Source organism: Citrobacter sp. Cpo091 (genome assembly GCF_030332645.1).
Lineage (GTDB): Bacteria > Pseudomonadota > Gammaproteobacteria > Enterobacterales > Enterobacteriaceae > Citrobacter > Citrobacter portucalensis.
Window position 1 is genome coordinate 423,671 of the sequence record NZ_JAOWHL010000034.1, and the last position, 17,632, is coordinate 441,302.

A 17,632-nucleotide genomic window follows, 5' to 3' on the forward strand; every position below is an offset into this window, starting at 1 on the left:
TCGCGAATATGACTATTCGTCACAGGGTTAAATTAAACATTTCAATTAATGAAAAATACCTGCAAATCCTTTTATTGACCCTGGCCAATTCTTATTGGGACCTAAGAAAAATCTGGGTGAATATTACTTAAATGCTTCCATAAAGGTACGTAACAGACTGGTTTATGGCGCATTACCCCTGAAAACACCAGGGTGATGAATTGTTTCATTCACGTTAATTTTAATTCGCATGCTCATTAATTATCCGGGGGACTTCAGCCTCTGTGCTGATCCGATTCTCTGACCATGACACCCGTTATCGCACGTAAAAACGCAAACGAAAACTGACAGCACGCCCCGCTTCTGACAAAATAGTGACATCCCCTTCGGTTTAACGTAACAGACGGAATTCTCTCTCTGATGGCAGCAAAGATTATTGACGGTAAAACGATTGCGCAGCAGGTGCGCTCTGAGGTTGCTCAAAAAGTTCAGGCGCGTTTAGCGGCTGGATTACGCGCCCCAGGCCTGGCTGTTGTGCTGGTAGGTAGCAACCCGGCTTCGCAGATTTATGTTGCGAGTAAACGCAAAGCCTGTGACGAAGTGGGGTTTGTCTCCCGCTCCTATGACCTGCCTGAAACCACCAGCGAGGCGGAGCTTCTTGAGCTGATCGATACGCTCAATGCAGATACCACTATCGACGGTATCCTGGTACAACTGCCTTTGCCGGCGGGTATCGACAACGTGAAAGTGCTGGAACGTATTGCGCCAGATAAAGACGTTGACGGTTTCCACCCGTATAACGTCGGTCGCCTGTGCCAGCGCGCACCGCGTCTGCGCCCATGTACTCCGCGCGGTATTGTTACCCTGCTTGAGCGTTACAACATCGATACCTACGGTCTGAATGCCGTGGTCATTGGTGCCTCGAATATTGTCGGTCGCCCAATGAGTATGGAGCTACTGCTGGCTGGCTGCACCACCACCGTCACCCACCGATTCACCAAAGATCTGCGCCGCCACGTAGAAAATGCTGACCTGCTGATTGTTGCCGTCGGTAAACCGGGCTTTATTCCTGGTGAGTGGATCAAAGAAGGTGCGATTGTGATTGATGTCGGCATCAACCGTCTGGAGAATGGTAAGGTTGTTGGCGATGTGGTCTTTGACGATGCGGCCGCACGAGCGTCATATATCACGCCGGTCCCCGGCGGCGTAGGACCAATGACGGTCGCCACACTTATCGAAAACACGCTGCAGGCGTGTGTTGAATATCATGATGTAAAGGACGTTTAAGATGGCCACATTTTCACTGGGTAAACACCCACACGTTGAACTCTGCGATTTGCTGAAGCTGGAAGGCTGGAGCGAAAGTGGCGCCCAGGCAAAAATTGCTATTGGCGAAGGGTTAGTGAAGGTCGATGGCGTTGTTGAAACGCGTAAACGCTGCAAAATCGTTGCCGGACAGACCGTCAGCTTTGAAGGCCACAGCATTAACGTCGTGGCGTGACCCTAAGTGCCGGATGAGGTTAACACCGTATCCGGCCACTTCCCCCTCTCGTTTTCAGATAATGACTTCATCCCCACTTCACAGTGAACTGATAGCATGTTGTTTTTCCATACGAAGCGATCATCATGCCCACTATCGTTACCCACGCGGCCGTTCCGCTCTGTTTAGGGTTAGGTCTCGGACTTAAAGTCATCCCCCCACGATTACTGTTTGCTGGCATCGTTCTGGCCATGCTGCCAGATGCCGACGTGTTGTCATTTAAGTTCGGCGTCGCCTACGGCAATGTGTTTGGCCACCGGGGATTTACCCACTCACTGCTGTTCGCCTTCGTGGTACCGCTGCTCTGCGTCTTGATTGGCCGACGATGGTTTAAGGCGGGATTGATTCGCTGCTGGCTATTCCTGACGGTTTCACTGCTGTCGCACAGTCTGCTGGATTCTGTCACCACCGGCGGTAAAGGCGTCGGCTGGCTGTGGCCGTGGTCGGATGAGCGCTTCTTCGCGCCATGGCAGGTGATTAAAGTCGCCCCGTTTGCGTTATCACGCTACGCCACGCCGTACGGGCACCAGGTGATCATGTCGGAGTTGATGTGGGTATGGCTGCCGGGAATCGTAATGATGGGTGTGCTGTGGTGGTATCGGAAACATTAATCTGCCGGATGCGACGCGCTGCGTCTTATCCGGCCTACACGGCCCGGTAAGCGTAAGCGCCACCGGGCATTACAGAGTTACTTACGACGCCAGGTGGTACCCTGCGGACCGTCTTCCAGCACGATGCCCATCTCGTTGAGACGGTCACGCGCGGCGTCAGCTGCCGCCCAGTCTTTCGCCTTACGTGCATCCAGACGTTGTTGGATTAACGCTTCAATTTCAGCAACTTCACCGTCATCTGCCTGCGCACCACTTTGCAGGAACGCTTCTGGATCCTGTTCCAGCAGGCCCAGTACGCTGGAAAGCTTACGCAGATGCGCAGCCATGCCGTTAGCCGCCGCCATATCTTCACCCTTCAGACGGTTAACCTCACGTGCCATATCAAACAGTACGGAGTAGGCTTCCGGGGTGTTGAAGTCATCGTCCATCGCTTCAATAAAGCGCGCTTCAAAGGCTTCGCCACCGGCTGGCGCAACGGATTTGTCGGTGCCACGCAGCGCGGTATACAGACGCTCCAGCGCAGAACGCGCCTGCTTGAGGTTCTCTTCGCTGTAGTTTAACTGGCTACGGTAATGACCGGACATCAGGAAGTAACGGATAGTTTCGGCATCGTAGTATTTCAGCACGTCGCGAACGGTAAAGAAGTTGCCCAGCGATTTGGACATTTTCTCGCGGTCAACCATCACCATCCCGGAATGCATCCAGTAATTAACGTACTCACCGTCATGCGCACAGGTGGACTGAGCAATTTCGTTTTCATGGTGCGGGAACATCAGGTCCGAACCGCCGCCGTGAATATCGAAATGGTTGCCCAGCTGTTTGCAGTTCATCGCCGAACATTCGATGTGCCAGCCCGGACGGCCCGCGCCCCACGGAGACGGCCAGCTCGGCTCGCCTTCTTTGGACATTTTCCACAGCACGAAGTCCATCGGGTTGCGTTTCACATCAACCACGTCAACGCGTGCGCCTGCCTGCAGCTGATCCAGATCCTGGCGCGACAGCTGGCCGTAGTTCGGGTCAGTCGGCACGTCGAACATCACGTCGCCGTTATCAGCAACGTAAGCGTGACCTTTGGCAATCAGTTGTTCAGTGATTTCGATAATTTCAGCGATATGGTGCGTAGCACGCGGCTCCAGATCCGGGCGCAGAATATTCAGCGCATCGAAATCGCTGTGCATTTCCGCGATCATTCTGTCGACCAACGCCACAAAGCTTTCGCCGTTTTCATTCGCGCGCTTGATGATTTTGTCATCGATATCGGTAATGTTGCGCACATACTTCAGCTTATAGCCGAGGAAGCGCAGATAACGCGCAACGACGTCGAAAGAAACGAAGGTACGTCCGTGGCCAATATGACAGAGATCGTAAACGGTAATACCACACACGTACATGCCGACTTCCCCGGCATGAATAGGTTTGAATTCCTCTTTTTGGCGCGTCAGTGTATTAAAGATTTTTAACATCGAAGATTCCGTGTAGACGTGTGTGGATAGTAAAGTCTGTATAATACCCATAATTTAGACCGGAAGCAGCACACTTTGCGAGGTGATCGCAGCTTGCGGTTATGCTATAACACACCCCTAACTCTGACCCTTGACGGGGTCGAAGCACCAATCTATCGGAACAGGATGCAAAAATGGTTACTTTCCACACTAATCACGGCGATATCGTAATCAAAACGTTTGATGATAAAGCGCCTGAAACAGTTAAAAACTTCCTGGACTACTGCCGCGAAGGTTTTTACAACAACACCATTTTCCACCGTGTTATTAACGGTTTCATGATCCAGGGCGGCGGTTTCGAGCCAGGCATGAAGCAAAAAGCCACGAAAGAAGCGATCAAAAACGAAGCGAACAACGGTCTGAAAAACACCCGTGGTACGCTGGCGATGGCGCGTACTCAGGCTCCGCACTCCGCAACCGCACAGTTCTTCATCAACGTTGCAGACAACGACTTCCTGAACTTCTCCGGCGAAAGCATGCAGGGTTGGGGTTACTGCGTGTTCGCTGAAGTTGTTGAAGGCATGGACGTGGTTGATAAAATCAAAGGCGTTTCCACTGGTCGCAGCGGTATGCATCAGGATGTGCCAAAAGAAGACGTTATCATCGAAAACGTGACCGTCAGCGAGTAATCGTGGCGACACTGTTTATTGCAGATCTTCACCTCTACACAGAAGAACCGGCGATCACCGCCGGTTTTCTGCGTTTTTTAGCCGGTGATGCGCGAAAGGCCGATGCGCTATACATTCTTGGCGACCTGTTTGAAGCCTGGATTGGCGACGACGATCCTAATCCGCTGCATCGTGAAATGGCCGCGGCGATAAAATCACTGACTGATTCCGGCGTTCCCTGCTTTTTTATTCACGGCAACCGTGATTTTCTGCTCGGTAAACGTTTTGCCCGTGCGAGCGGCATGACCTTGCTTCCCGAAGAAAAAGTGCTCGACCTGTATGGCCGCAAGGTGCTGATCATGCATGGCGACACCTTATGCACCGACGACGCAGGCTATCAGGCATTTCGCGCCAAAGTGCATCAACCCTGGTTACAGAAGCTGTTCCTCGCTCTGCCGCTGTTCGTTCGCCAGCGAATCGCTGCGAAAATGCGTGCCAACAGCAAAGCAGCCAACACCACCAAATCGCTGGAAATCATGGATGTGAATCAGCAGGCCGTGATTAGCGAGATGGAAAAACATCAGGTTCAGTGGTTAATTCACGGCCATACCCACCGCCCTGCCGTCCACAAACTTACGGCCAATGAGCAACCCGCTTTCCGCGTGGTATTAGGCGCATGGCACACCGAAGGTTCGATGATCAAAGTCACCCCTGACGACGTTGAACTGATCGCATTTCCGTTTTAATTCTGCAGATACTCAGTTCCTCTTTACACAAAATTATTCGAGTTGCATCGAGGCGGCAAATCTGTGAGTCCTCTGGAGCTTACAAAAGTAAGTGACTGGGGTGAGCAGATGCAGCCAACAAAGAGGCAGCTTGAAGAGTGAAGTGCAAAGCGCGCAATCGTTTTCCTTGGCGGTGAATTATGCTATTCTCTGTGGCCTCAAAAGTCGAGTGTAGTGCACCACAGGAGTTTTCAGACGCATGTCTTCCCGCAATAATCCGGCGCGTGTCGCCATCGTGATGGGGTCCAAAAGCGACTGGGCTACCATGCAGTTCGCCGCCGAAATCTTCGAAATCCTGGACGTTCCGCATCATGTTGAAGTCGTCTCCGCCCACCGCACCCCAGACAAACTGTTTAGCTTCGCCGAAAGCGCTGAAGAGAACGGTTATCAGGTGATTATTGCCGGGGCCGGTGGCGCAGCGCATTTGCCTGGCATGATTGCGGCGAAAACGCTGGTGCCAGTTTTGGGCGTTCCGGTGCAAAGCGCAGCGCTGAGCGGCGTAGATAGCCTCTACTCTATCGTTCAAATGCCGCGCGGTATTCCGGTCGGCACGCTGGCGATCGGCAAAGCGGGGGCGGCAAATGCGGCCCTGCTGGCAGCACAAATTCTGGCAACACACGACAAAGAACTGCATCAGCGTCTGGCTGAGTGGCGCAAAGCGCAAACCGATGAGGTGCTGGAGAACCCGGACCCGCGAGGTGTCGCATGAAGCAGGTCTGCGTACTTGGCAACGGACAGCTAGGGCGCATGCTGCGCCAGGCCGGTGAGCCACTGGGCATAGCGGTCTGGCCAGTCGGGCTGGACGCTGAACCGGCTGCGGTCCCTTTTCAGCAAAGCGTGATCACCGCTGAGATTGAGCGCTGGCCGGAAACGGCACTCACCCGCGAACTGGCACGCCACCCGGCGTTTGTTAACCGCGACGTCTTCCCGATTATTGCCGACCGTCTGACGCAAAAGCAGCTTTTTGACAAGCTCGGTCTGGCGACCGCGCCGTGGCAACTGCTGGCAGATAAAAGCGAATGGTCTGCGATATTCGACAAACTTGGCGAGCTGGCGATTGTGAAACGTCGCGTCGGCGGCTACGATGGACGTGGACAGTGGCGCTTGCGCGCAAATGAAACTGGGCAACTGCCGGACGACTGCTACGGCGAGTGCATCGTCGAGCGGGGAATCAACTTCTCTGGTGAAGTCTCATTGGTTGGCGCTCGTGCGCACGACGGCAGCACCGTTTTCTATCCGCTGACCCATAACCTGCATCAGGACGGCATTCTGCGCACCAGCGTGGTGTTCCCGCAGGCTAACGCCAGACAGCAGGAACAAGCTGAAGCAATGCTCTCTGCCATCATGCAGGAGCTGTGCTATGTCGGCGTGATGGCGATGGAGTGTTTCATCACCCCGGAAGGTCTGCTGATTAACGAACTGGCTCCGCGCGTGCACAACAGCGGGCACTGGACGCAAAACGGCGCCAGCATCAGCCAGTTTGAGCTGCATCTACGTGCCATTACCGACCTGCCGTTACCGACGCCGGTGGTGAACCATCCTTCGGTGATGGTAAACCTGATTGGTAGCGACCTGAACTACGACTGGCTGAAGCTGCCGCTGGTGCATCTGCACTGGTATGACAAAGAGGTGCGTGAAGGGCGTAAGGTGGGTCACCTGAACCTGAGCGACAGCGATACCGCGCGCCTTAGCGCGACGCTGGAAGCGCTTATCCCCCTGCTGCCGCCGGAATATGCCAGCGGTATTATCTGGGCGCAGTCAAAGCTGAAATAAGCCAATAATGCCGGGGAGTTGATTTTATCCTTCCCCGGCCCCTCCTCTGGCGCGTAAAATCCCCTCCATTGCTGTTTTGTATTTTCAGGATCAAACATGAACGATGGAACGGACTACCGCGCAATTTTGCTTGCCGGTACGCCTTTAATCGATGTACGCGCCCCCGTGGAATTTCAGCAGGGCGCAATGCCGGGCGCAATCAACCTTCCCTTAATGAACGATGACGAACGTGCCGCCGTGGGTACCTGTTACAAACGCCAGGGGCCCGAAGCCGCCCTCGCGCTCGGCCATCAACTGGTCTCGGGGGAGACCCGCCAACAGCGCATGCATGCCTGGCAGGATGCCTGCCGTCAAAATCCTGCAGGCTATTTATGCTGCGCGCGTGGCGGTCAGCGTTCGCATATTGTGCAGCAGTGGCTGCATGAGTCCGGCATTGACTATCCGCTGATTAAAGGCGGTTACAAAGCCCTGCGCCAGGCAGTGATACAGCTGACTGAAGAATTAGTGCAAAAGCCGATCGTCTTAATTGGCGGCTGTACCGGGAACGGCAAAACCCAACTGGTGCAACAACAGCCAAACGGTGTGGATCTCGAAGGTCTGGCGCACCATCGCGGCTCCTCGTTTGGGCGCACCGTTGAACCTCAATTGAGTCAGGCGAGTTTTGAAAACCTGCTGGCGGTTGAAATGCTCAAAACCGATAGCCGTCAGGATTTACGTCTGTGGGTACTGGAAGATGAAGGCCGCATGATCGGGGCTAATCATCTGCCCGAATGCCTGCGCGAGCGCATGACCCAGGCATCAATTGCAGTGGTGGACGATCCTTTTGAGCGTCGTCTGGAGCGACTACGCGAAGAGTATTTCGTGAAGATGCACCACGATTTTACCCACGCTTATGGCGAGAGCCAGGGCTGGCAGGAGTACAGCGAGTATCTGCACCACGGCCTGTTTGCTATACGCCGTCGTCTGGGTTTACAACGTTTTGCCGAGCTGACCACCCTGCTCGACGAGGCTCTGCGCGAACAGCAGGCAACGGGCAGCACCGACGCCCATATGGGCTGGCTGGTACCGTTGCTCAACGAATATTACGACCCGATGTATCGTTATCAGCTGGAAAAGAAAGCCGCGAAAATCGTTTTTCGCGGCACATGGCAGGACGTTGCCGACTGGCTTAACGCACAGTGATCAGTGTCTGTCGCGCTTATCTGCGCGTTTTGCCAGCCAGTCACCCAGCACCTGAACGACCTGCACCAAAATAATCAACGCCACCACGGTGACGATCATGACCTGGGTTTCGTAGCGGTAATAACCAAAGCGAATCGCCAGGTCGCCGACTCCACCGCCGCCAACGATCCCGGCCATCGCGGAGTATCCGATCAGACTCACCAGCGTTATCGTCAACCCACGCAGCAGACCCGCGCTCGCTTCAGGTAACAGAACGGTGCAGATGATGCGCATCGGGCTGGCACCAAACGCTTCCGCCGCTTCAATAATCCCTTTATCGACTTCACGTAGCGCGCTATCAACCAGACGGGCATAGAAGGCGATTGCCGCCACTGAGAGCGGGACCGACGCCGCAATCGGGCCAATGGTATTCCCGAGCAAAAACTGGGTTAGCGGCAGCAGCAGGACCAGCAGGATCACAAACGGTACCGAACGAATGATATTCACCAGCACGGAGCTGAGCAGATACACAAAACGGTTTTGCCAGAATAAATGCCGGTCGGTGACGAAAATCAGAAAACCGAGCGGCAGACCACCAATAATTGCCAGCACCGTAGAGATGCTCAGCATCTGGAAGGTTTCATTAAACGCCAGCGTCAAATCCGGCAATAAATCATCCACGAATCACCTCCACCTGTGCAGTACGTTGACGAATATGTTCCACGGCGACTTCCACCGCTGAAGGGTTATGCGGCGCGGTCAGTTGCACGACCAGAATCCCCAGCGCACGTTCGCCAATATATTCAATTTTGCCGTGCAGAATGTTCACCGCCACGCCAAATTTAACCGCGACTTCTGACAACACCGGCTGTTCCGCCGAATCGCCGATGAACAGAATTTTTAGCAACTGACCAGGCAGATGCTGGCGCAGACGCTCGGGCAGCGTCAAATTGAGGGTATGCGACACCAGCTGCTGCGTGAACGCGTGCTGCGGGTGAGCAAAAACGTCAAACACCTCACCAGACTCCACCACCTTGCCGCCAGACATTACCGCCACGCGATCGCAAATCGATTTGATCACGTTCATCTCGTGAGTGATCAGCACGATCGTGATCCCCAACTGTTGGTTGATCTGCTTAAGCAACGCCAGAATCGTGGCTGAGGTTTCGAGGTCCAGCGCCGAGGTAGGTTCATCACACAACAGCACATCCGGGTGATTGGCAATCGCGCGGGCAATACCCACACGCTGCTTTTGCCCACCGCTGAGCTGAACCGGAAAGCGGTTCGCCTTGTCTGACAGCCCCACCAGCGCCAGGATTTCGCTCACGCGCGGGCCAATTTTACTGCGCTCCCATCCGGCTGCCTTCAGACTAAAGGCGACGTTTTGCGCCACGGTACGGGTATGCATCAGGTTAAAATGTTGAAAAATCATCCCGATACGCTGACGGGCTTTACGTAGATGCCCCCCTTCCAGCGCGGAAATTTCTACGCCGTTCACCTTCACGCTTCCCTGGCTCGGACGCGTTAAGGCGTTCAGGGTACGCAGCAGCGTACTTTTCCCCGCGCCGCTGGTCCCGACAATGCCAAATATCTCACCTGCGCCAATGCGCAAGCTAACGTCATCAACCGCCCGGGTTGATGGTCCACGGCCCGCGCTAAAATCCACGCAAACTTTCTCAATCTCAATCATAGCCACCTCAGAAATGCGAAAAGGGCAGTCGTCGCTGCCCCTGTTAACCCTTGTGCGCAGCGATTATTGGGCTGTCGACATCCATTCCGGTTTCTGGAAGGCGCTGTAGATATTTTGCGGATCGTCGATCACCGCGCGATACGCCGGAGATTTCACCGCCTCAACAATATCTTTCGCGAACGGTTTATCCGCATCTTCACTGCGTACCGCGATGATATTTTTCAGATTTTCGTCCAGGTGCTCTTGCTTGATGGCGCTGGAAAGATCCAGTTTTGCCGCCACGGCAAAGTTACCGTTGACCAGCGCGCCGGTCACACCGTCCAAAGTGCGCGGCAGTTGTGCCGCTTCCAGTGGTTTAAATACCAGTCCTTTCGGGTTGCTGGCGATATCGCGCTCGGAGGCTTTCGTAGGATCGATATTATCTTTGATGGTGATAAGGCCAATGGATTGCAGGAAACGCAGACCGCGGGCCAGGTTGGTCGGATCGTTGGACAACGTGATCACATCCCCTTTTTTCAACTCATCCAGGCTTTTGATTTTGTGCGAGTAAAACCCCATCCCGGCCGTCGGGACCACAATCAGCTTGCTCAGCTTCAGGCCTTTATCGGCGGTGAATTTGTCAAAATAGAGCGAATGCTGGAACAGGTTAGCATCAATGCTACCGTTGGAGAGCGCCATGTTTGGCTGCACGTAATCGCTGAATTCGCGCACCACTACCTTGTAACCTTTCTCTTTCAGCGTAGGGGCAATGGCCTGTTTCACCATATCGCCGTATGGCCCAGGCGCGACGCCAAACACGATGGTATGCGGGTCACTGTTCGCATGAGCAAATTGTAAGCCACAGGCCAGTAACAGCGCCCCGGTCGCGACGCGTAAACTCTGACGCAATCCCATATTTTCTCCATTTTAACGTTGTGGTGTCATGTCTCACGCCGTTCTTGCGACGTTGTTCTTGTTGGCCCGTTAACAGGCTGATTGTTAACATGACACAGATCACAACCTGCTGTCCTTGAAATTATTTCATGATGTTGCAGAGTATGTTTTTAAATGAAAGAAGGTATGAAAAAGCCGGATGTCGGCACAAGTGCCTTATCCGGCCTACAACAGCTTTCTTAGGCCCGATAAGCGCAAGCGTATCGGGCGGCAGGCGTTCGATTAGAAGTCGTAACGCAGACGAACCAGGTTCATGTCACCCAGATTGTCGGTGCTGGAGGTAAAGACGTGTTCGTAGTCAACACGGAAACCGTAATCCAGCTGGAAGCTGATCCCCACGCCGTTGTCGGTACGCAGATAGTTACGGCCATTCACGTACTCAATACGGTCGCCCATAAAGTACGGCTGAACGGATTTCAGCGCATATTGACCCACCGGGAAGGTGTAACCGGCGAAGTATTCCAGACCCCAGGCGTCACCGGCAAAGTAGTCGTTAACAGAGACTTTTTTGGTGGTCATGAAGTTTTGATACCAACCGCCGCCCATCGAGAAGGTCCAGTTGTCCGGTTTCCAGCTCAGCGCGGTACCGACGATGTTTTGATCGTAGGTTTTGCTGGTGTTGCCACGCATTTCCGCGCGAGTGTAGTTCCACGCCGTACCCCAGGTCAGGTCATCGGTAATGTGATAATCCACACCCAGTGAGCCGCCGCCTTTACGCTTGTAGCGCAGACCGTTGTTCGGGTTGTAATCATCACTGAACAGATAAGAGGCGTAGAGATCCACATCACCAACGGTATTCTTATACTTCAGTGATTTACGCGTACGATAGGAACCATCATAGTCGCCATTAATACCGTTACCTGGCGCCTGACCGATCATGTCGTAGTCCCAGATATCCGTTTTCGCACCGACTACATCATAGTAAATACTGTTTTGTTGACCGAAGGTCAGCGTACCCCAGGTTGCACTCTTCAGACCGGTGTACAGCATACGACGCGTGGTATCGTTGGCACCGTCAGCGTAGTGGTTATCCCAGTTGAACATCGCCGGGAAGTTAACGCCCAGCTCGTAGTAGCTCACCCAACTGATATCATCAAACAGATAGTAGTCAGCGGCGAAGCGGAAACGTGTACCGCCATCGAAGCCATTACGTTTGTAGCCATTCTTACCATCGTCACCGGCCATATTCTGGAACTGCGGACGAATACTGCCGCCGACGGTGAAGTTAAGACGGCTCAGCGGGTTGCCCGCCTGCGGATCTTGTTTCAGGACCGTGATTTCCGCCTGTGAAGCGAAAGTCGTTAATGCCACTGCTGCGCCGATCGATACCGCCAGCGCTGTTTTTTTTATAGTCATTATTTATACCTTGATAGATAGCCTGCCAATTATTCAGCACACAAATATTAACGTTTATTAATACTCTCGTGTTGTTGGGTTTTTATTGTTCTGTGCTGTTAAATATCAAGGAGTTATCAATTTGTGCTACATAGAAAAAAAGACGCACCGATTTTAAAACCGGTGCGTAATCATCACGAATATAAATTAACTACTGAACTGACGGAACAGCGCTTTACCTTTTAGCAGACGTGAACCGAGCCATCCGCCGCATAAAGAGAGCAGCAATGCTCCACTAAATGGTAATACTACCCACAGTCGCCAGTCTGGCTCCCACGGGAAATCAAACACTTTGGTTTGCAGTACCGCCAACGCTGTTTCCGCACCGATGGCCGCCACCAGTCCGGCAACCATCCCGAGCATGGCGAACTCGCACCACAGCGTGGTACGCAGCAGCTTCTTACCTGCTCCCAGCGTGCGCCAGACCACCAACTCCTGATGACGCTGACGCATCCCGACCTGGACCTGCGCCAATAGCAGCAGCATGCCACAGGCGGTGACCAGTACCACCATCACCTCCAGTGCGCGGCTCACCTGATCCAGCACCTGGCTCACCTGTTTGAGGATGGCGCCAATATCCAGCAGGCTGATGGTCGGGAATTCGCGGTTAAGCTGCGTTAGCATGCCGTTGCCGTTCTCCCAGCGAAAGCTGGTTAACCAGCTTTGCGGCTGAGCATCCAGCGCGCCGGAGGGGAAGATAAAGAAGAAGTTGGGCCGCAGGCTTTCCCAGTCCACTTTACGCAGACTGCTGACCGTGGCGCTGAAATCCTGGGTATCGCCCATAAAAGTCACCCGATCGCCGAGTTTGACGTTCAGCCGTTTCGCTAACCCCTCTTCCATCGATACTTCGCCCGCTTTTGGCGGCCAGCTTCCGGCGGTTATCGGGTTATGATCCGGTCGGGTATCCTGCCAGGTCAGGTTAAGCTCGCGGTTCAGCGCCTCATCCTGATTGCCTTCGGTCGGCTTCTCATTGATCGCCGTCAGACGCGCCCGCACAATCGGATAGAACGATTCCGGGATCACCTGATGCTCAGACAAGAAAGCCTTCAGCGGAACCACCTGCTCGGTGGCAATGTTGATCAGGAAATAGTTCGGGCTTTCCGGTGGCATTTGCTGCTGCCAGCGGTCGAGCAGATCGCCGCGCAGTACCAGCAGCAGCGCCAGCAGCATAAAGGAAAGCGAAAATGCCGATAGCTGGCTGAGCGTTGACCACGGCTGGCGTAACAGTCGACTGACCGCCAAACGCAGCGGCAGTGAGGAGAGCGTCAGACCACGCAGCACGTTGAGCAGCATCCAGCCGAGCACCCCGCACAACAGCGCCAGTACCACCGCACCAGCCAGTACCGCCCACAGCAGCGGACTTCCGCCCATCAGTCCAGCAAGCAGTGCAATCACGACTATCACTACCACCGGCAAATAAAACTTCAGCGGCCAGACGTTTGCCACCACGTCACGGCGCAGCACCCGCAGCGGCTGCGTCGCCAGCAGCAGGCGGTAAGGGCGTAACCCGACCAACAGCGAAATCACCGTCATGGTGCCTAGTGCCCATAGCCACGGCCAGGGGCTGGCAGGCGGTAGTTCTCCAGGCAGAACCGGCTTGAGCAGCAGCACCAGCACGCGCTCAAATAGCAGTCCGAACAGCCCGCCGGTCAAGCCAGACAGCGCCAGCACCATCAGCCATTGACCAACAATCAGCCTGCGCAGTTGCGCTCTGCCCGCGCCGAGGGTTTTCAGTATAGCCACCAGATCGTAACGGCTGCGGCAATAATGGCTCATCGCCACAGCAACCGCGGCGACCGCCAGCAGCAGCGTTAACAGCGCCGACAGCAGCAAGAACTGTTGCGAACGCTCAAGTGATTTCCCCAGCGCCCCTTCATCCTGCTCCAGCCCGTACCAGCGCTGTTCAGGCTTTAGCTGCGGCAACAGCCATTTTTCGTAGGCGTCCAGTTGCTGCGGCGTTCCGCCAAATTTATAGCGCCAGGTCACGCGGCTTCCCGGCTGGACCGCCGCCGTTTTTTCGACATCCGCCATGCTCATCATCAGACGCGGTGCTATCTGGAACGGATTAAAACCAGAGTCCGGCTCCTGCACCACCTCCCCGGCAATGCGCAGCGTGGCATCACCGACGTCAATAGAATCACCGATTTTTAGATTGAGCAGCGCCATCAGACGCGGGGCCAGCAACACCATGCCCGGCTGCGGTTTCAGTCCCGGCGGGTTGGTTTGCAGTGTGCCGTACATCGGATACACGTCATCTACCGCTTTGACGTTCGCCAGCTGCGGCGTATCCCGGGCAAAAGTCATGGTGGCAAAGGTGAGCTGTTCGCCCACCTTCAGGCCACGCTGTCGCGCCTCGTCAATCCACGCTTTCGGCACGGTACGCGAACTTTGTAGCGACCGATCTCCCGCCATAAACTCGCGGCTTTGCTGGCTCAGCCCTTTTTCCATACGATCGCTGATATTGCCCAGCGCCAGCACACAGGCTACCGCCAGGCTTAGTGCCAGCCAGACAATCAGTAATGAAGGCGAGCGCCATTCGCGCCAGAACCAGCGTGCAATCATGCCTCCTCCTGCAACTGTCCATTCACCAGACGTAAGCGCCTGTCGCAACGCGCCGCCAACTGCGGGTCATGCGTCACCAGAATCAGGGTGGTGCCGTGTTCCCGGTTCAGAGAAAACAGCAGGTCGGCTATTTTGTCTCCGGTCTGGCGATCGAGGTTGCCTGTCGGCTCATCGGCAAACAGCACATCCGGACGCCCGTTAAACGCTCGCGCCAGCGCCACGCGCTGCTGCTCCCCGCCGGAAAGCTGGGCCGGAAGATGATCAAGACGTTTTCCCAGTCCCAGTTGTTCCAACAGCGTTTTTGCCCCGTCACGACTTTTTCCGCTATTTTCGCCGCGCAACAGCGCGGGCAGTTCGACGTTTTCCAGCGCGTTGAGGGTCGGAATTAACATGAATGACTGGAAGACAAAACCCACGTGCCGCGCCCGCAGCTGCGCCCGGGCTTCTTCGTCCATGGTGTGCAGCGCCTGCCCCACCAGGCTGACTTCACCGCTGGTGCCATCGTCAAGCCCGGCGAGAATCGCCAGCAGCGTGGATTTCCCCGATCCCGACTCGCCAATCAGCGCAATGGTCTCGGCGCGTTTGACAACCAGTTCAACTCCGGTAAGGATGGATAGCTCATGATCACCCTGACCGACGGATTTCTTAAGATGATGAACTTCAACAATGTTTTCCGCTGGCATTGGCCTTTCCTGTTCCTGGTCCTGTTAACTTTCCGCGCCGCCGCAGCGGACACGTTATTAATTCTGGGTGACAGCCTGAGCGCCGGATACCGAATGTCCGCCAGCGCCGCGTGGCCTGCGCTACTTAATGATAAATGGCAAACCAAAACGCCGGTGGTGAATGCCAGCATTAGCGGCGACACCTCGCAGCAAGGTCTGGCCCGTCTGCCTGCATTACTCAAGCAGCACCAGCCGCGTTGGGTACTGGTCGAACTTGGCGGCAACGATGGCCTGCGCGGCTTTGCGCCTGCGCAAACCGAACAAACCCTGCGCACGATTTTGCAGGACGTGAAAGCGGCAAATGCCGAACCGCTATTAATGCAAATTCGTCTGCCGGCAAACTACGGTCGCCGTTATAATGAAACCTTTAGCGCGATTTATCCAAAGCTCGCCAAAGAGTTTGATATCCCTCTGCTGCCCTTTTTTATGGAAGAGGTTTATCTGAAACCCCAGTGGATGCAGGATGATGGTATTCATCCTAACCGTGACGCCCAGCCGTTTATCGCCGACTGGATGGCGCAACATCTCACACCTCTAGTAAATCACGACTCATAAAACAACGGAGATCCTGACAGGTAAAGTTATGCAAAAATCGGTCTTAATAACAGGATGTTCCAGCGGAATCGGCCTGGAAAGCGCGCTTGAGCTAAAGCGCCAGGGTTTTCAAATTCTGGCAGGCTGTCGCAAACCTGACGATGTCGCGCGTATGAACAGCATGGGATTCACTGGCGTGTTGCTGGATCTGGATTCACCCGAAAGCGTGGATCGTGCCGCCGATGAAGTGATCGCCCTGACCGATAATCGTTTATATGGGATCTTTAACAACGCCGGATACGGTGTCTATGGTCCACTGCCCACCATCAGCCGTGAACAGATGGAACAGCAGTTTTCCGCCAACTTCTTTGGCGCACATCAGCTTACCATGCGCCTGTTGCCTGCCATGTTACCCCACGGCGAAGGGCGCATTGTGATGACCTCCTCGGTGATGGGATTGATCTCAACGCCGGGACGCGGCGCCTATGCCGCCAGCAAATATGCACTGGAAGCCTGGTCCGACGCACTGCGTATGGAACTGCGCCACAGCGGGATTAAGGTCAGCCTGATTGAACCCGGCCCCATCCGTACCCGCTTTACCGAAAACGTCAACCAGACCCAGAGCGATGCTCCCGTGGAAAATCCCGGCATTGCCGCGCGTTTTACGCTGGGACCAGAAGCGGTTGTCGCCAAAGTGCGTCATGCGTTTGAGAGCGATAAACCAAAGCTACGTTATCCGGTTACGCTGGTGACCTGGGCAGTGATGCTGCTTAAACGCCTGCTGCCAGGCCGCATAATGGACAAAATTTTACAGGGTTGAGTTGAAGCTCGCGCGTCAGCCCCCATGTAACAAGAAATCGACAAAAGAGAGTAACTCCATGTCCACACAGAATATTGTTAACATTAACGAATCGAACCTACAGCAGACCCTCGAACAGTCGATGACCACCCCGGTCCTGTTCTATTTTTGGTCTGAGCGCAGCCAGCATTGTCTGCAATTAACGCCGGTACTGGAGAGCCTTGCCGCCCAGTATAACGGTCAGTTTATTCTCGCTAAGCTGGACTGCGACGCCGAGCAGATGATCGCCTCCCAGTTTGGTCTGCGCGCGATCCCTACGGTTTATCTGTTCCAGAACGGCCAGCCGGTAGATGGATTCCAGGGCCCGCAACCGGAAGAGGTTATTCGCGCGCTGCTGGAGAAAGTGCTGCCGAGCGAAGAAGAGCTGAAAGCACGCCAGGCTATCGAATTCATCGAAGCTGGTAATCACGCGGATGCGCTGCCGCTGCTGAAAGAAGCCTGGCAGATCTCCAACCAGAGCAGCGAAATCGGTCTGCTGCTGGCGGAAACGCAAATCGCCCTGAACCGTTCTGATGAAGCCGAAGCGGTACTGAAAACCATTCCGTTGCAGGATCAGGACACCCGCTATCAAGGGCTTATCGCACAGATCGAATTACTGAAGCAGGCCGCTGATACACCGGAAATCCAACAGTTGCAGCAGCAGGTCGCCAGCAATCCACAGGATGCGGCGCTGGCAACGCAGTTGGCTATTCAATTGCACCAGGTCGGACGTAACGAGGAATCGCTGGAATTACTGTTCAGCCACCTGAAGAAAGATCTTACGGCTGCCGATGGTCAGGCACGTAAGACTTTCCAGGAGATCCTTGCCGCACTGGGTACCGGTGATGCGCTGGCCTCGAAGTATCGCCGCCAGCTGTACGCGCTGTTGTACTAATTGGTTCATCATGCCCGATGGCGCTACGCTTATCGGGCTTACAAACACAACCAACACCTCATTCCCGTCGGCCGGATATGGCGGTAGCCGTCATACGGCATCAC

The 17,632-nt window shown here is 54.7% G+C and carries 18 protein-coding genes; 11 read left to right on the top strand and 7 right to left on the bottom strand.

The window, feature by feature from the left end:
• Positions 1-399: 399 nt before the first annotated feature.
• The 3 genes from folD (at position 400) to OGY04_RS12645 (ending at position 2,130) form a co-directional block, all read left to right on the top strand.
• A complete protein-coding gene (folD, locus tag OGY04_RS12635) occupies positions 400-1,266 on the top strand; it encodes a bifunctional methylenetetrahydrofolate dehydrogenase/methenyltetrahydrofolate cyclohydrolase FolD (protein ID WP_003831112.1) in 867 nt (288 codons plus the stop codon).
• Position 1,267: 1 nt separating this feature from the next.
• Entirely contained in the window at positions 1,268-1,480 is a 213-nt protein-coding gene (ybcJ, locus tag OGY04_RS12640; RefSeq protein WP_003831111.1) for a ribosome-associated protein YbcJ, read from the top strand.
• A gap of 125 nt (positions 1,481-1,605) precedes the next feature.
• Complete coding sequence (locus OGY04_RS12645) at positions 1,606-2,130, top strand: metal-dependent hydrolase (RefSeq protein WP_057067804.1); 525 nt, start codon at positions 1,606-1,608, stop codon at positions 2,128-2,130.
• 77 nt (positions 2,131-2,207) lie between these two features.
• Here OGY04_RS12645 and cysS read toward each other — a convergent pair whose 3' ends face one another.
• Positions 2,208-3,593, bottom strand: coding sequence for a cysteine--tRNA ligase (gene cysS / locus OGY04_RS12650; protein ID WP_003831109.1), 1,386 nt, complete (start codon positions 3,591-3,593; stop codon positions 2,208-2,210).
• Positions 3,594-3,766: 173 nt separating this feature from the next.
• Between cysS and ppiB the strand changes: the two genes are divergently transcribed.
• From ppiB to mnmH, 5 genes are all read left to right on the top strand, one after another.
• Entirely contained in the window at positions 3,767-4,261 is a 495-nt protein-coding gene (gene ppiB / locus OGY04_RS12655; RefSeq protein ID WP_003021875.1) for a peptidylprolyl isomerase B, read from the top strand.
• A gap of 2 nt (positions 4,262-4,263) precedes the next feature.
• Positions 4,264-4,986 (top strand): UDP-2,3-diacylglucosamine diphosphatase, encoded by a 723-nt coding sequence (lpxH, locus tag OGY04_RS12660; RefSeq protein WP_286585354.1) that lies wholly within the window; start codon positions 4,264-4,266, stop codon positions 4,984-4,986.
• A gap of 238 nt (positions 4,987-5,224) precedes the next feature.
• Positions 5,225-5,734, top strand: coding sequence for a 5-(carboxyamino)imidazole ribonucleotide mutase (gene purE / locus OGY04_RS12665; protein ID WP_048226215.1), 510 nt, complete (start codon positions 5,225-5,227; stop codon positions 5,732-5,734).
• The gene (gene purK, locus OGY04_RS12670; protein WP_267446278.1) at positions 5,731-6,798 is read left to right on the top strand and encodes a 5-(carboxyamino)imidazole ribonucleotide synthase; all 1,068 of its coding nucleotides are present in this window, start codon (positions 5,731-5,733) and stop codon (positions 6,796-6,798) included. Before purE ends, purK begins: the two co-directional genes overlap by 4 nt.
• Before the next feature lie 96 nt (positions 6,799-6,894).
• Positions 6,895-7,980: a tRNA 2-selenouridine(34) synthase MnmH gene (gene mnmH / locus OGY04_RS12675; RefSeq protein WP_048214763.1), complete on the top strand. Its 1,086-nt coding sequence runs from the start codon at positions 6,895-6,897 to the stop codon at positions 7,978-7,980.
• Here the strand turns inward: mnmH and OGY04_RS12680 are convergent, their stop codons facing one another.
• The 6 genes from OGY04_RS12680 to ybbA all read right to left on the bottom strand — a co-directional run bounded on the left by OGY04_RS12680 (position 7,981) and on the right by ybbA (position 15,222).
• Entirely contained in the window at positions 7,981-8,640 is a 660-nt protein-coding gene (locus OGY04_RS12680; RefSeq protein ID WP_003831085.1) for a methionine ABC transporter permease, read from the bottom strand.
• Positions 8,633-9,649, bottom strand: coding sequence for a virulence-associated ABC transporter ATP-binding protein SfbB (gene sfbB, locus OGY04_RS12685; protein WP_032942581.1), 1,017 nt, complete (start codon positions 9,647-9,649; stop codon positions 8,633-8,635). The genes OGY04_RS12680 and sfbB overlap by 8 nt, the downstream gene beginning before the upstream one ends.
• Positions 9,650-9,712: 63 nt before the next feature.
• Positions 9,713-10,543: a MetQ/NlpA family ABC transporter substrate-binding protein gene (locus OGY04_RS12690; RefSeq protein ID WP_048214765.1), complete on the bottom strand. Its 831-nt coding sequence runs from the start codon at positions 10,541-10,543 to the stop codon at positions 9,713-9,715.
• A 261-nt stretch (positions 10,544-10,804) separates the two neighbouring features.
• Positions 10,805-11,938 (bottom strand): porin, encoded by a 1,134-nt coding sequence (locus OGY04_RS12695; RefSeq protein WP_008783995.1) that lies wholly within the window; start codon positions 11,936-11,938, stop codon positions 10,805-10,807.
• Positions 11,939-12,124: 186 nt separating this feature from the next.
• Positions 12,125-14,539 carry a putative ABC transporter permease subunit YbbP gene (ybbP, locus tag OGY04_RS12700; RefSeq protein WP_286585358.1) on the bottom strand — a complete coding sequence of 805 codons (2,415 nt, stop codon included), beginning with the start codon at positions 14,537-14,539 and terminating at the stop codon, positions 12,125-12,127.
• A complete protein-coding gene (gene ybbA, locus OGY04_RS12705; protein WP_008783992.1) occupies positions 14,536-15,222 on the bottom strand; it encodes a putative ABC transporter ATP-binding protein YbbA in 687 nt (228 codons plus the stop codon). The genes ybbP and ybbA overlap by 4 nt, the downstream gene beginning before the upstream one ends.
• Here ybbA and tesA point away from each other — a divergent pair.
• Genes tesA through OGY04_RS12720 form a run of 3 tightly spaced genes read left to right on the top strand, consistent with a single transcriptional unit; the run spans position 15,193 to position 17,528 of the window.
• On the top strand, positions 15,193-15,816 hold the full coding sequence (gene tesA, locus OGY04_RS12710) for a multifunctional acyl-CoA thioesterase I/protease I/lysophospholipase L1 (protein ID WP_032932667.1): 624 nt from the start codon (positions 15,193-15,195) through the stop codon (positions 15,814-15,816). The two genes, ybbA and tesA, sit on opposite strands and share 30 nt — an antisense overlap.
• A gap of 28 nt (positions 15,817-15,844) precedes the next feature.
• Positions 15,845-16,615 carry an SDR family oxidoreductase gene (locus OGY04_RS12715; protein WP_003835790.1) on the top strand — a complete coding sequence of 257 codons (771 nt, stop codon included), beginning with the start codon at positions 15,845-15,847 and terminating at the stop codon, positions 16,613-16,615.
• A gap of 58 nt (positions 16,616-16,673) precedes the next feature.
• Complete coding sequence (locus OGY04_RS12720) at positions 16,674-17,528, top strand: co-chaperone YbbN (protein ID WP_048226259.1); 855 nt, start codon at positions 16,674-16,676, stop codon at positions 17,526-17,528.
• Positions 17,529-17,632: the final 104 nt, after the last annotated feature.